Origin of the sequence: Clostridium saccharoperbutylacetonicum N1-4(HMT) (genome assembly GCF_000340885.1) — a bacterium.
GTDB lineage: Bacteria > Bacillota > Clostridia > Clostridiales > Clostridiaceae > Clostridium > Clostridium saccharoperbutylacetonicum.
This window is the reverse complement of record NC_020291.1, coordinates 4,858,618-4,873,639: the sequence shown is the minus strand read 5'-3', so window position 1 is coordinate 4,873,639 and position 15,022 is coordinate 4,858,618. Positions and strand designations below refer to the sequence as shown.

Sequence of the window (15,022 nt, the reverse complement as noted above, 5' to 3'; positions counted from 1 at the left end):
TTTAAATAGTTCGGCTATAAGTTTGGTTAAGAAAACTAGCAATACAATTCAGGTAAGAAATCTTACTTTGACTACAGCTAAAAGTTTTGTTCTTACTGTTAAAGATGTTACAAATGGAGCAATAATTGCTACTCAAACAATATCAACAAGACCAGCTTAAAATAGTATTTAGTGAAGTCTTTGATAACATAGCATAAAAAAAGAACTTTAAATTAGAATATTCCTAATATCAAAGTTCCTTTTCAAAATTATTTGTCCTATGTATATTATTACCACTAGTTGGGAATAATATACATAAGAGCTAAATAAATCATTCGCTATAAATATACATTAGTAGACAAAATTTGAAATTAATTCAATATTCAAGTTATCGGTTATTTCCAAGAAGAAAATCAGAATACACAAAAATATTTACAGCCTCTAAATACTATTGTTTTGATATTTTGTTTTTGGTAATAGTTTTAGAACTAAAAAAGTGATTACACATCAGACCTTTATTTAAGTTCTTAAAATAAACTTTTGTGGAGTTTATTTCCTTAGTTAGGATTCTGAGTCTATCCCATAACATTTCACCTTTTATATGCGGACAATATCACTTACAAGTAATTAGTTAATCTACATATCCGTATCCAACTATCGTATAATTATCCTTTCCTATATATACAAGTATATTATTAGGTTTTGATTCAGCATTTGTAGGAAAATTAACAATATATACTTCCTTCCCAACATATGATTTATCGGTAATCCTTCCCATACTTTCACTTAAAGTTATTTCAGAAATTTGACCATTCTGCCAACTACCTTTTATTGAATTTTTCTCTTGTGAAGTTAGCTGATTAAATGCAATTTCCCTAACATCCTGTTTATTATTAATAGCATCATTTTTTAAATTTGAAGTATTATTTTGTATAGACGAAATCCATACTCCATTAGAATCTAATACATAACCATTAATATTAACATTTTTAGCCATAACACCGCCACTATATAGATAGTACCATTTTTGTTCATCCTCTATCCAACCTGTCTTCATGTATCCATTTCTATCGAAATAATACCATTCTCCATTAATATTTTTCCAACCTGTAGCCCATGAGGTATCTTCAGCATACCACCATCCTTTAGTATCTTGTTTCCATTCTGCATTTGCTTTTAGTGGATTTAATGTTATTGCTGAAGCTATAGTTAATAAAATTGTCACTACTCGTATAAATTTAAATCTCATTTTGAATCCTCCTTTATTATATTAGTCAGCGTATATTTAATTATATAAAAATTAGTTATCAGTATGACTATATAATAATATGCTACGATTATTCAATAATTTAACATTAGTTAATGATTAAATCTTTTCTGAATTTCTTAAATTGATATGTACAGTATTAATCAGAGTTCATATATTAACTAATGTTAAATCCTTATACTTTCAAAAAAATAAAACACTAAGAACCTTATAACATATATAAATTACTTTATAATTTTGCCTACTTATTAATTTCTTTTTCAAATGTTTGCATGTCTTTGTCATATTTTAATGAGTTATTTATTACTCTATTATTAGGTTCTACATCATCGGAAGATGCAAGTGATACGCTATTTGTTTCTTTGTTAGTCATCACTTCGAATTGTCCTTTACCAACATTTATACTACAATACATTTTTTTGTGCGTTTCACCTTCTAATACTGGCTGTTTATTAGCAAATATTATATACTCCTTACCTTTTTCTATTAAGTCAGAGTCTTGAAATTTCATTGTTACATTAGCATTTTGTGAATTTTCTTTAGATTTTTTTCTTTCAATGACATATGGATCATCAGCATTGTATTTCGCATATTCATTAAAGCGAACTGTTCCACCAGCAGTTGCTATTGTTAGTGTATCTCCAACTTTAGAATTATTATCATATGATTTGTCCACTTTTAATTTAAATTCTGTAATTATCATTGAATCAGAAGGATAAGATTTAGTTTCAGTTACCTCTCCTTTGACAATAATTTGGGCATCTTTTTTTAAGTCCTTAACATTATTATAAGCTTTAACGAAATCCATTTCAGTGTTAATAATGATATCATTATTATTGTTAGTATCATTAAAACCAGTGTTAGTAGCAACTATATTGTTTTTTTCTTCAGTGTTTTCTATTTTACTATTAGCACCACATCCAATAAACATGGTACTTATTGATAATAGTAACAATATTGTTACAAAATTTTTTTTCATGAAATTATCCTCCCTATTTATATAAATAATTTATTCCAGCAACATCACCAGATTGCGGCTGAGTTACATTACGACCAGATCCTGTTTGACACATAATTGTTCCTGGGTTTGAATTATTATCATCTAATCCAAATGTATGTCCCATTTCATGAGCAACTACACCTTTTATAAGATCAGAAGAATAATTTTGGATTCTATAAGTATTAAGATGTACTTCAGTGTATTGCCAATCACAGTAATTAGGTTGAACTTTGTCTATATCTATTTTTTTATTATAAAATTCAGTGTATCCATTAGCATCATTGTATGGATAGTTTGGATAACTTTTAGCACGTATAGTTGCTTGAGCTTCAACCTCGTATGTATCATATGTTCGAGTAAACGATACAAGATTACCAGTTGCTGATTTCCAATCATTAATTGCATTATTAATTGGAGCAACATACTTTGATTCAGTAGCTTTAGTTATATAATAGTGTCTTCCAGTTACACCTCCAATTAGCACATGATTATTCTCTGTTACATAATCTTTTACATCAGCAAATGTAGGAGAAACCTGTACTATTATCAATCCTGTAATTATGCAGGCTCCCATAATTCCTTTCAATACATTTTTTTTCATCAAAATTCCTCCCCATAAATGTATAATTTTTAAATTATATTTGTATAATTACACATATGAGAATTATTGTAAATATATAAAGAATCAAACGTATAAAATAGGGAATAAACGGAAGCATATTAATCCTTTAACTTTATTTTTTATGGAAAAGAATAAATTATTCTTTTTATTATTTATATTAGGAATGAAAAATCTAGTGTACAGAAATTATCTTAAATTTACATGTTCTAAAAATGGCCATCAAATTTTACAAGCATTTTTGACAAATGAACTATGTTTTCAGTAAGCGGTGGAGAATTTTTATTGAAGAAATTAACTGGTCTAAATTGGATTGATAATAAAGAAAAGAAAAAATATGATATTGGAAATATATCTAAGACTAATACAAGAACGACTAGAAAAGATGAAGAAAAACAATATAATCAATATGAATGTGAAGAATAATATTATCAAAGGATTAATAAGAACAAAAAGAAAAAGCTTACCATAAAAATTTAAAATAATTTAATGATTTAGACAGGAGTATAGAAATATATTCCTGCCTTATTTTTTAGAATTAATACTTTAAAACCGTATTTAAATATTATATAAAATTGTAGTTTAATCTCACATATAGTATAATAATGCATATATGTACAAAAAATACTACTATAGGGGGATGTAGGAATGAAAAACTTTAAAAAACTTGTAGCTAGTTTTGTTATGTGCATGTCATTATTAGCAATCAATCCAATAGTTGCACATGCAGAATGGAGACAAGATTCTAATGGATGGTGGAACACAGAGGGAAGTTCATGGTCAGTTGGTTGGAGACAGATAGATGGTAAATGGTATTATTTTAATGCTGATGGTTATATGGCACATGATACTACAATTGAAGGTTACTATTTAAATAGTAATGGAGCATGGATAAATAATGTTGCAGCTCAAAACTCAACATCATATAATTCGAATAGTAGTTCAAGTGCAAGTAAGCAATATGTAGATTCAAATGGGCAAGGTCTAATAAAAGGAAGTAAATCAAAGATATATCATGTTCCAAATAGTAAATACTATGATAAAACTACTAATGTTGTACAATGGTTTAAAACTGTTGAAGAAGCAGAAAACGCTGGCTATCGTGCACCAGAGAAATAATATAAATTTAATTATAATAAATGAAAAAGGCAAAATAAAAATTTTAAGAACTTAGTAAAAGCGTACAAGCGTTGCAGGGTTCTTATTTGCATTAAGGCGGTGATTTAAATATCATTACCTTATTTTTATTTGTATTTATTAAAATAAAGGATTTTAAATATATTTGTGGAAATATGAAGTATTAAAGGAATTTAGGATATTAAAAAATAAAGTTAAAAAAACTGTTATATGAAAAAATATGTTTCTAGTTTGAAAAGAATGGTAGGATTTTACACGTGAAGAGATTTGCATATAAACGTAAAAATGGTATATATACAATGACAGATGTATGGAAAGTGCGAAGAGGAAAGAAAAATGAACCAAGAGAATGGAAAGATATAAAATTTTTTAGTACTCATAAGAGAATAGAAAATAGAAAAGAATTAATATTTGTTAATACAAAACCAAATCCACACTTTAGATATAAGAAATTAGATGATATTGGTTCACATAAGGGTCATGATGAAACATTAACACATGAATTATGTATAGAAATTTTATCAGAAATATCTGTAATGACATTTAAGATTGGAAATGACAGCTATAAAATATATGTATCAGATTGTGAGATTGAGTATAAAATTGAAACTTCGAACGCATTATATTTTGTTGATCTATTTTTAAAGTTTGATAAGTCAGAACCAGAGTGGTTAGTAACAAAATGGAATGGAATTGTTGCAGTTGAAGTTTATGTGACACATAAGACTGGAGAAGTTAAGAGAAAAGATTTATTTGACAGTGGAATACCAGTAATAGAAATTGATGTTTCGAAAAAATTTTATATTGATGAAACAAGAGAGATAAGTGAAGAAGATATAAATGAAAAGAAAAGTTTTATTTCTAAATATTATGAGAAGGAGATATTTGCAAAACTATTAGCAAATCCTTCATCAAAGGAGTATTTAACTATGATTGATAAACTAAAAAAACAAATATATATATTACAAAAGCAGAATGGTGAACAAAATAGTGAATTACAACAGAAAAATAAAATGATAAATAAATTAAAATTAGATTATATGGATTTAAATAATAGGATAATTCACAAGGATAATGAATTATCCATAATAAGAGAACAAAATGAAAGGTTGAAAAAAACATTTTGGTATAAATTATTTAAAAAAATATATGATTAAGAAGTATTGAAAATTTCATGATGAATTTATTGAAATAATCTAGTATTAAGTTTTACTAGGTTCTTTTTATCATTATCCTTACTTGATGAAGATGATGATGTTCAAGAGGTGTATCACAACGCTGAATTCCCAGAAGGATGGGATGAATAAATCTAGAGACTGTGGTATCACTAGCTTTGAATGTATCAAAGTTATAACTATAAAAACTAAATAATTAAGGTATACGTCCATTACGGTTTTTGTTAATGGTGTATGTAATGATAAACACTTTCTGTTATTAACAGGGGGTGTTTTTTGTTATTAGAAGATTTATTGAGAGAATTCATACTTGAATTAGAGATAAGAAATTATTAAAATAGATGGTTAAAATACAAGACAGTACAGCAAATCAAACAAAAGAAGTTGATAAGACAGAATAGGGGTGAGTAATATGGATTTTACAGCTATGGGCAGTTTAATAGGAAGTGGTGGTTTTCCTATTGGGCTTGCATTGATAATTATTTATGGAGTATATAGAGGATTTAAAGCATTATGCGATAAATTCTTTAAGCCAATATTGGATGAACTTTTAAAGTCACTTAGTACAATCACTGAAAATAATAAAGTATTAGTAGAAACTAATGCAAGTTTTGTGGGTAATGTAAATACTTAAATGGAAGACATAGAACAGAAAGTTGATAGAATAATGGAAAAGTTAGGGTAGTACATATATAGGGATAATGGATAGGAGAATTGTTCTTAAATTCGTATTACATAGTAAATATTTAATATGTTATAATATTTAAGGCTAAATTGCACAACTAGCCAATACATAATAGGGATAGTATAGATAGGGGAAATTCTTGTTTTGCTATCCCTATTTTTATTTTATTTATTTTATTTATAGAATCACATTAACAATTGACATGTATTTCTGTTTATGGTATAATAAGACTTGTGTTTTGGGTAGAATAAGTTATACTTGATAATTTAATTAAACAAAAGGACTTTCTGATTATATTATTTACCATCTCACGTGAGTACCATTCACGCTTTTAAGTAATATAATTATACTAATCCTTTAAATTTTACTTTTGTATATCAATTTATTATTTAAGGCATTTTAGAATTACGGAGACTAAATTAAATAGAGATCCAAGAAAAACAAATATATCTTTCAGTAGTTCTTTATCGAAACGTTTTCTGCTAGGTCTACGTTTCATGTGTACCGCCTCCTGTGATGTATAAATATTCGAGATGGCATGTTAAGTATATCATTATATGGTAAAAAATACAATTTTGAAGGCTTGAAATAAAAAGTAGAAGGCTTAAAATAATAATATAAATATTATAATTTCGAATTTAGTACAAGTTATACTAGATTCTTTTTTGTCGTTGGAAAATATGGCATATATACATATATAAATGAAGAGATTTTCGAATATTGAATATTACTAAAAACAATTATAGTCAAAGAACAATAAAAACTTGTTTTAATTCTAGTTTTAAAATTATAAATTATTGCAAAAGTGAATTTGAAGTTAAGGAATTAGAAGAGTTTTTACCTATGTATTAAAAAAAGATGACTCCTGTTCAATGCAGAAATCATCTCCTAATAAAAGTAGAAAATATAAATTTTTAAAATATATAAAGGTTTATTAAAAATGTCTTCTATTTATAACTTAATTAGATTTTGGAACAAATTCACCTATTGATGCCATTAATAACATTAGGAGATTATAGTTATTTTACCAGTTTGTCTATCTAGGCTATAACGATTGAAACCGTCTTGTTGATATACGATTCTAGTATTATCAGTCATATTGGAACAAATACGATATGGATGTTTAATGTCATAACCATCAAAATAAGTAATAGTATAGTCTTTTGCAGTATAAAAATCAAATATATGGAATTTTTTGTGCTCGCCAGGCTTGTCACCCGAGAACATTTGGTAGTTTAGGTTGGCTGTTGTCATTACTCCATCTTTAAAATTTATTGAGTTTTTTGGAAACCATGTACCAGAATATCCATTATGATATTCATTAGAAGTCAAAAATTCATCGTCGTATATTAAATAAACGTCATCGGAACCTAATTGAGTAAGTGTTAACTTATAATAATTATGAGCATAACCTAAATTATCTGTACAAGAAGTAAGATATTCAGAACTGGAAGGAGAAGAATGGTTATAAGCCTCTGTACCTACATAATCATATGGGTTAGTGTACGGAGTATTATTTTTAGGGTTATGCTTAATTTTTGACCATACTTCATCAATAGAAATATTATTAGGTGTTGGTGTGTTTTTTGGAGGTGTTGTACGTGTAGAAGCTGTGACAACAACATCAGAACCAACCCAATTAGACCAAGCGCCATGAGAATCACTTACCCTAACCATTATTGGATAAGTGCCAGGTTTTTTAAATTTTACTATGCAAGAATTATCACCTTTAATTAAAGCATAATCATAGAGTAGATGAGTTTCTCCATCTACTATTACTAAACTTTGTACATTTTTTAGTGAATCATTATTATCATTATCTTTTGAGTTAGCCCAGCTAAAGAAAAATTCTGTATCTGTATTTCCGCTTAACGCAGAATAATTAAGAACACATTGAGGTCTAGTGTTATTATCTGTTGGTTCAACAGATATAGATATACTCCACTCATCAGACCATACATTGTGATCATTCATGCATTTAAATTTCAATATATATTGCCCTGGTGTTTTAAATTGAGTAGCAAACCCAATATTACCTGTCAATGTTCCTATAATAGAGTCGCTTACACCTGGAGTTCCATCTATATTCACATTAGTGATTTTATAGCCATTAGGATCATAAGTATAATTTTGTCCATTATAAGACCATAACCATGCAATTTGAGTATCTGTAGTAATCTGCCCATTTTTTAAAGACGCTGGATTCAAAATAGCGTATCTGAGTTGAGCAATTGGCTTAACATCTACAGCAGAAGGTGTAGTAGTTGTTGTTTCTATAGAAGAAACACTTGCAATACTGTTACTTGTTTTAAAGTTTATTTTCTCTTTAGTTGAATTTTGTTGATTACTTAATAAAGCATCATTTACATCAGTTTTAGTAAACTTTCCTATTTTTATGTTACTATCAACGACTTTTTCTGATTCTAATAAATCAGATGATTTATTTCCTGTTGCTATGTTTGTGTTGGCTAAGAGTTTTTTGTAGTCACTATTTTGGTTAGAACTATTACTAAGAGTTTTTGTGAAAGTGGTAAATTTCTCACTTGATGAATTAACATTACTATTTGCAAATGCTACACTTGATGGTAGACATAAAAGCATAGTTAATGTAATCCCTAAAAATTTTTTTAACATAAAAATCCCCCTTTTATTTTACAACATAAACTGAGAAAAAATGATTTTGTTTCCAATTAATCTCAATTAAGTATTATAATACAACTATGTGGTGGAAATTTCAAGGGAAAATTGTAAAAAATTAATAAATAGTGATAGATATTGATAAATAATTATATATTGGAATGGCAAAGTGTTTGGTTTATGCACGATAAATTGTAAACCGATTATATAAGATATTTTTAAAGGACAGATTAACTTTTAAAAACCATTTTTTATCTAGGAATAGATAGAAAATGGTTTTTTGCATAAAAAAAGAAATGACTTAATTTTGGGGAAATAAGTCATTTCTATCCCATATTATTTATATGGAATAAATAATATGTTAAAAAGAATTACAAGATATATTATATACTTAAAATGTTACAAAATTGTGTCATAAATGTAAACAGTAAAAAATATTTATTAATAATACAGAAAAAATGATTAGAGATTAATAAAAAACATACTTTGTCGAAAAATAAAATGCAGTCAAGCACAAAAAATAGTATGGAATTTAATGTGATAATATGTTATAGTGAAAATAGAAAAAGTTAAGGGTTGTTATATATGGTGTCGAAAACCAAAGAAAAATATATGGAATATGTAGAACTTTAAATCCAATTATTTTATTCTCCTTATATAAAGGTTCAAAAAGTGCAGTCAATGATTTGGCTGCACTTTTTGCGAATAAATAAGAAAAAAACAATTTATTGTCAAAATAATTGTTATGACAGCTTATATAAAAGCTAAAATATTATGATATTATAAAATTAGTTAAATAATATTTTAATATAAAGGGTGTGTGATTTTATGAAGTTAATTTGGGAAAAATCTTTAGAAATTGGCTATCCGGATATTGATAATCAGCATAAGGAACTTCTTGAAAGAATTAATTATTTTTTCGAATCAGTGAATAGTGGGGCGACAAAGGAAGAAGTGATTAGAATACTAGATTTTCTTGAAAAATACACAAATGATCATTGTAAATTAGAAGAAGAAATTCAGAGAAAGTATAATTATGGGAAGTATAATCAGCAATGTATACAACATCAAGTGTTTAGAAATCATTTACAAGACATAAGATATATATATGAGTCGTATGGTGTCACAGGGGCAGTGATTAATTATATGCAACAAAAAATACTAGATTTTTGGAATTATCATATACAGAAATTAGATAAAGATTTTGGAAGGTTTTTAAAAGAAAAATGTAAAGTTACAATTTAGATGTAATATTGGGATTTTATTATATGAGAGGAGGCTTTAGTATATATTGTTTCAAAGGAGTTGAGAAATATGAGATATGATGAATATTTTGAGAAAATATGTAATAGTACAATGGGTGATTGGAATTATGATGATGAGTCAGGGGTTTATTTTTATAAATATGATATTGATATTGTAATAGAAAATGATATAAGTTGGTTGGAAAATAGTGATGATTGTTGTTATGATGATTGGGCAAATAAATCTTTTGAAAGTCGTGCGTATAGAAAAAGGTTTATATTAAAGTTTAGAGATAATATTGTAAAAAAAATCTATGGTGTATTTGTTGATGGGTGTAAATGTTTTATTCCTGAGCCGAATGAAAATATGATAATTACGAAAGAACAATATGCTGTTGGTAAAATTATAAATGGGTTTATAAATTCAATTGAAAAATTTGATTTTTATTTAAATAAGGTATCTATTAAAATTAATTCGGAATAATTTGTTGCATAGAAATGAGAGGGAAAACAATAAATATGTAGAAATGTAAAATTAAGGCGGGTATTTGATAAAATTTATGTGAGGAGTGGTTGTATGTATATGGTTACAAACGAAAAAGGTGGGGAAAGAAAAAAAGATATTGAATTAAAAAGAATAGAAGAAAATATAAAGCAACATAAGGATATGAAAGTGAAGACTACGATATTAGATGAGAATGAAAATGATAATAATAGTGGAGAAATTGTGATTTTCTTTGATAATACAAATTGGGACAAGTCTTTATCAACAGGAATTGATAATCTTGATAAGCAACATAAGGAAATATTTAAATATGCTAATAAGCTATTTTATGATATGGAGCAGGAAGAGGAAAAAAAAGAAATAATTAAATCTTTAGATTTGTTAGAAGAAAGTTTGCTTAAACACTTTATTGAAGAGGAATCTATTCAAAAGCAAAATCAATATCATAATTATGGATTAGTACATAAAGAGCATGAAGAATTTAAAAATCAAATAAATGATTTGAGAAGAGTTATAGAAAAAGATGAGCTATCAACTACATTTGTAGTAGAAATTCAGCAAGAAATGCTTACATCTTATAGAAGACACGTTATAAATTTAGATAAAGATTTTGGGGAGTTCTTAATGAGAAAAATCAGGAAATAATTTTTAGGTCTAAAATTATTTGTAAGATGAAAAATTAAAGCACTAAATTAAGAAATGCATATATAAAAGATTATTTAGTTAAATAATCTTTTATATACTATTTTCAATTTAGTGTTTTTTTATTATTATATATTAGTTTCAGAAGATATTGACACATTTAGAAAAATGGTGATATTTTTAATGTAGTTACAAGTTAATAGTATAAGCAGTAGCTTAATTTATATAAAGGGGCGTAAAATTATGGCAAAGATAGATGAATTACTAGATACCATTGATATTAAACGTGCATCCGATATTCATATCACATCTGGATTAACTCCTATGGTAAGAATTGATGGCAATCTAGTGAGAGCAAATGAAGAAATTATTTCACATGATGTAGTTGGAGAATATATTGAAGATTTAATGCCAGAAAAATTTGAGGAGTTTCTCGAAAAAGGAGAAATTGATTTTAAATATAATAGGAAAGGAATTTGTAATTTCAGAGTAAATGCGTTTAAATGCAGAGAAAGTTATGCAATATGTATGAGAATTATTAAGGAAAAGATTCCTAAACTTAGTGATATATCAACAGCAGAAGCTTTGAAAGAATTCACGGAATTAAAGGATGGCTTAGTTTTAGTTACTGGACCAACTGGTTCAGGCAAAAGCACAACTTTAGCAGCAATGATAAATGAAATTAACAAGAATAAGGAAAAGCACATAATAACATTAGAAGAACCAATAGAATATATACATGAAACAAATAGGTCAGTGATAAATCAAAGAGACGTTGGAGAAGATACTAAAAGTTATGCGGCTGGTCTTAGGGCAGCACTTAGACAAGATCCAGATGTTATATTAGTTGGAGAAATGAGAGATCCTGAAACTATCGAAATAGCATTAAGAGCAGCACAAACAGGACATTTGGTTTTTTCAACGCTTCATAATATGGGAGCAGCAAATAGTATATATAGGATTATAAATTCCTTTGAAGCTGGTCATCAAAATGAAGTGAAAATTCAATTATCATCCTTGCTTAGAGGAGTTGTTTCACAAGTTTTATTGCCAAATGCATCTGGAATTGGAAGGTCGGCAGCAATGGAAATAATGGTATGTACCTCAAGCATAAAAAACTTAATAAGAGAAGGAAATTTTGAACAAATCAATAGTTTTATTCAAATGGGGTCAAAGTTTGGAATGCAAACAATGGAAATGGATTTAAGAAGATTAGTTAACAATAATATAATTTCAAAAGAAGAATATGATACCTGGATTAGAAATAATAAAATTAATTAATCCTATATATTTAAATTTATGTTAAAGTGTTTTGTGAAAATTTACAAAATACACTTGTAAATTAATAGTAGTATGATATTATTATATTAAAAATAAGATAATTTAATTTGTTTAAGAAGACTATGAATCATGTATTGTAGATGGGCACTTGATACATGAGGAGTTAGTAGTGCAACCGGCCTTAAATTTTTTTAGGGTCGTTTTTCGCGCTTTTTTAAAGAAAAAAATTACAAATTAATCTCTTAAAATACATAAATGAATAAAAATGGAAAGGTTTAAATTGAAATGGATTTTGTGTTGGTTTTGGTTTTAGGTTTGGTCATAGGTAGTTTTCTAAATGTCTGTATTTATAGAATACCGTTGGAACAATCTATTGCTTTTCCACCATCTCATTGTACAAATTGTGACCATAAACTGGAACCGCTTGAGCTTATTCCAATAATAAGTTATATATTTCTTGGCGGAAGATGTAAGTATTGCAAAGCTAAAATTTCTGTAAGATATCCAGTTATTGAAATTGTTAATGGAATTTTATATTTATTAATATATTTAAAATTTGGATTAACAATTATTACTTTAAAATATTGTGTTTTAGCATCTCTTTTAATTGTAATTGGGATGATAGACTTTGATACACAATTTGTGTTTACAAATACGATTATTTTTGGTGGAGTTGTTGGAATTGGATTTGTAATATTACAGGCTATTATAAATAAAAATGGAGTTATAGATTTGCTTTTAGGTGGAATTATCGGTGGAGGAATAATAGGCTTAATAGTATATTTGACAAAAGGAATGGGTGAAGGTGATATTGAAATTGCAGGCATCTGTGGATTATTTTTGGGGATTAAAGGAATTTTGCTTGGATTGTTTTTAGCAGTTATTCTTGGAGGAATAGTCGGAATAATAATTTTGCTACTAGAACTTAAAAAAGCAAAAGATAAAATGGCCTTTGGACCATGTATAGCAATTGGAAGTTTGATTTCTATGTTATTTGGAGTAGAAATATTAACATTATATATGAACTATTTAATGTAAGAGCAAATTATAATAAGCTTTTAACATACTAATGATTGAAAAAGCTTAAGAACAATTTTATACTAATGAAGAATATTGCATGGGAGAATATGAGATAGAAAGGTGCGATATGAGAAATGGCTACAGAGAAAAGAAGATTAGGGAATATACTGGTGAACGCAGGAAAAATTACCAGTTATCAATTACAAGAAGCATTAAAGGCACAAAAGGCTCTGGGTAAAAAGCTTGGAGAAATATTGGTAGATACTAAAATAATCACTGAAGAAGATATAATTGAAGCTATTGAACAACAGACAGGAATTAAAAAGGTTGATTTAAATATAATTAATTTTGATAGAAAAGCAATAACATTAATTCCTGAGAATTTATGTGAAAAATATATATTAATTCCTTTTGGCTTTGATAATAATAAAATAAAAGTTGCGCTTGCAGATCCTTTAAATATATTTGCAATAGATGATGTAGCTATATCTACAGGTTTTGAGATAGAGTCCTTTATAGCAAGGACAGCTGATATTAAAAAATTTATAGGGATATATTATAGTAGTCAGCAGGTTAATAATGCGGCCCTTCAGCTTGAAAAAGAAAGTATAAAATTAAATAGAAATTCTAAAACAAGAGCTGTAGAAGATATAAATGAAGTAAATAGTGCTCCAGCTGTTAAAATGATAGATTATATGTTCAAAAACTCAGTTGAACTTAAGGCATCAGACATACATATAGAGCCTTTTGAATATGAAATAAGAATCAGATATAGAATAGATGGAAAACTTAAAACTGTTAATACTCTTGGAATAGAAAGCTTAGGCCCATTAGTTACAAGAATTAAAATTTTAGCAGGCTTAAATATAGCTGAAAAGAGACTACCTCAAGATGGAAGAATTATGACTAATGTTGATGGTAAAGATATCGATCTTAGAGTTTCAATTTTACCTGTTGTTAATGGAGAAAAAGTAGTTATAAGAGTATTAAATACAGGAGCTTCTGTATTAAGAAAAAGTCAATTGGGTATGAGTGAAGAAAATTTAAAGCGCTTAGAGCGAATAATCTCAAATCCTCATGGAATAATTTTAGTTACTGGACCTACAGGAAGTGGAAAATCTACAACCTTGTATTCAATACTTAAAGAATTAAATGATAGTGATGTAAATATTATTACAGTAGAAGACCCTGTTGAATTCACTATGGATGGAGTAAATCAAGTAAGTGTAAATGAAAAAGCTGGGCTTACTTTTGCAAGTGGACTTAGAAGCATATTAAGACAAGATCCAGATATAATCATGATAGGAGAAATAAGAGATGAAGAAACAGCAGAAATTGCTACTAGAGCTGCTATAACAGGGCATCTAGTTTTAAGTACTCTTCATACAAATGATGCACCTTCATCTATAATTCGACTTGTAGATATGGGAATTAAACCATATTTAGTGTCAACTTCCGTTATGGGAGTAATGGCACAAAGGCTGGTTAGAAGAACCTGCAATAAATGCAAAGAAGCCTATGAAGCAAGTTTATATGAAAAGGAAATATTAGAACAAGATGCAGACAAGCATCTTATGCTTTATAAAGCAAAGGGCTGTGGATATTGCAATGAAACAGGATATATAGGTAGAATTGGTGTTTATGAGATTATGGAAATGACAAGAGAACATAGAGAAGCAATAAATAAAGGTGGAAATTCAGATGTTATTAGAGATATATCAGTAGCAAATGGAATGAAAACCTTAGAAAGTGAATGTAAAGACTTAGTATTAAGTGGAGTCACTACAATGGAAGAACTTTCAACTATTGCTATGATAAAAAAAGCATAATT

15 protein-coding genes, 1 pseudogene and 1 riboswitch are annotated in these 15,022 nt (G+C 27.5%); of the genes and pseudogenes, 12 read left to right on the top strand and 4 right to left on the bottom strand.

Annotated features, from left to right (window positions below; genetic code table 11):
• The first annotated feature begins 22 nt into the window (after positions 1 to 22).
• Entirely contained in the window at positions 23 to 160 is a 138-nt protein-coding gene (locus CSPA_RS29830; protein WP_017810419.1) for a hypothetical protein, read from the top strand.
• A 450-nt stretch (positions 161 to 610) separates the two neighbouring features.
• Here the strand turns inward: CSPA_RS29830 and CSPA_RS21670 are convergent, their stop codons facing one another.
• The 3 genes from CSPA_RS21670 to CSPA_RS21660 all read right to left on the bottom strand — a co-directional run bounded on the left by CSPA_RS21670 (position 611) and on the right by CSPA_RS21660 (position 2,847).
• Positions 611 to 1,228: a hypothetical protein gene (locus tag CSPA_RS21670; RefSeq protein WP_015394527.1), complete on the bottom strand. Its 618-nt coding sequence runs from the start codon at positions 1,226 to 1,228 to the stop codon at positions 611 to 613.
• Between the two features lie 259 nt (positions 1,229 to 1,487).
• Positions 1,488 to 2,225 (bottom strand): hypothetical protein, encoded by a 738-nt coding sequence (locus tag CSPA_RS21665; RefSeq protein ID WP_015394526.1) that lies wholly within the window; start codon positions 2,223 to 2,225, stop codon positions 1,488 to 1,490.
• A 13-nt stretch (positions 2,226 to 2,238) separates the two neighbouring features.
• Positions 2,239 to 2,847, bottom strand: a complete 609-nt coding sequence (locus CSPA_RS21660; RefSeq protein ID WP_015394525.1) for a matrixin family metalloprotease — start codon at positions 2,845 to 2,847, stop codon at positions 2,239 to 2,241.
• A 303-nt stretch (positions 2,848 to 3,150) separates the two neighbouring features.
• On the opposite strand from CSPA_RS21660, the gene CSPA_RS30330 reads away from it, so the two are divergent.
• The 5 genes and pseudogenes from CSPA_RS30330 (at position 3,151) to CSPA_RS21645 (ending at position 5,811) form a co-directional block, all read left to right on the top strand.
• Positions 3,151 to 3,291 carry a hypothetical protein gene (locus CSPA_RS30330; protein ID WP_015394524.1) on the top strand — a complete coding sequence of 47 codons (141 nt, stop codon included), beginning with the start codon at positions 3,151 to 3,153 and terminating at the stop codon, positions 3,289 to 3,291.
• Between the two features lie 222 nt (positions 3,292 to 3,513).
• The gene (locus CSPA_RS21655; protein ID WP_015394523.1) at positions 3,514 to 3,984 is read left to right on the top strand and encodes a sunset domain-containing protein; all 471 of its coding nucleotides are present in this window, start codon (positions 3,514 to 3,516) and stop codon (positions 3,982 to 3,984) included.
• Positions 3,985 to 4,259: 275 nt separating this feature from the next.
• Positions 4,260 to 5,159 carry a hypothetical protein gene (locus CSPA_RS21650; protein ID WP_015394522.1) on the top strand — a complete coding sequence of 300 codons (900 nt, stop codon included), beginning with the start codon at positions 4,260 to 4,262 and terminating at the stop codon, positions 5,157 to 5,159.
• A gap of 69 nt (positions 5,160 to 5,228) precedes the next feature.
• A pseudogene (locus CSPA_RS29595) lies at positions 5,229 to 5,309 on the top strand (YebC/PmpR family DNA-binding transcriptional regulator); the annotation flags it as partial.
• A 280-nt stretch (positions 5,310 to 5,589) separates the two neighbouring features.
• Complete coding sequence (locus CSPA_RS21645; protein ID WP_015394521.1) at positions 5,590 to 5,811, top strand: hypothetical protein; 222 nt, start codon at positions 5,590 to 5,592, stop codon at positions 5,809 to 5,811.
• Between the two features lie 1,056 nt (positions 5,812 to 6,867).
• Here CSPA_RS21645 and CSPA_RS21640 read toward each other — a convergent pair.
• Positions 6,868 to 8,496, bottom strand: a complete 1,629-nt coding sequence (locus CSPA_RS21640) for a hypothetical protein (RefSeq protein WP_015394520.1) — start codon at positions 8,494 to 8,496, stop codon at positions 6,868 to 6,870.
• A gap of 831 nt (positions 8,497 to 9,327) precedes the next feature.
• Here CSPA_RS21640 and CSPA_RS21635 point away from each other — a divergent pair.
• From CSPA_RS21635 to CSPA_RS21610, 6 genes are all read left to right on the top strand, one after another.
• Entirely contained in the window at positions 9,328 to 9,744 is a 417-nt protein-coding gene (locus CSPA_RS21635) for a bacteriohemerythrin (protein WP_015394519.1), read from the top strand.
• 69 nt (positions 9,745 to 9,813) lie between these two features.
• On the top strand, positions 9,814 to 10,227 hold the full coding sequence (locus CSPA_RS21630; RefSeq protein WP_015394518.1) for a hypothetical protein: 414 nt from the start codon (positions 9,814 to 9,816) through the stop codon (positions 10,225 to 10,227).
• A 93-nt stretch (positions 10,228 to 10,320) separates the two neighbouring features.
• The gene (locus CSPA_RS21625; RefSeq protein ID WP_015394517.1) at positions 10,321 to 10,893 is read left to right on the top strand and encodes a bacteriohemerythrin; all 573 of its coding nucleotides are present in this window, start codon (positions 10,321 to 10,323) and stop codon (positions 10,891 to 10,893) included.
• A gap of 240 nt (positions 10,894 to 11,133) precedes the next feature.
• Entirely contained in the window at positions 11,134 to 12,171 is a 1,038-nt protein-coding gene (locus tag CSPA_RS21620) for a type IV pilus twitching motility protein PilT (RefSeq protein WP_015394516.1), read from the top strand.
• A gap of 106 nt (positions 12,172 to 12,277) precedes the next feature.
• Positions 12,278 to 12,361: riboswitch (cyclic di-GMP riboswitch) on the top strand.
• Positions 12,362 to 12,456: 95 nt separating this feature from the next.
• Complete coding sequence (locus CSPA_RS21615) at positions 12,457 to 13,209, top strand: prepilin peptidase (protein WP_015394515.1); 753 nt, start codon at positions 12,457 to 12,459, stop codon at positions 13,207 to 13,209.
• 116 nt (positions 13,210 to 13,325) lie between these two features.
• On the top strand, positions 13,326 to 15,020 hold the full coding sequence (locus CSPA_RS21610) for a GspE/PulE family protein (protein WP_015394514.1): 1,695 nt from the start codon (positions 13,326 to 13,328) through the stop codon (positions 15,018 to 15,020).
• The last annotated feature ends 2 nt before the right edge of the window (positions 15,021 to 15,022 follow it).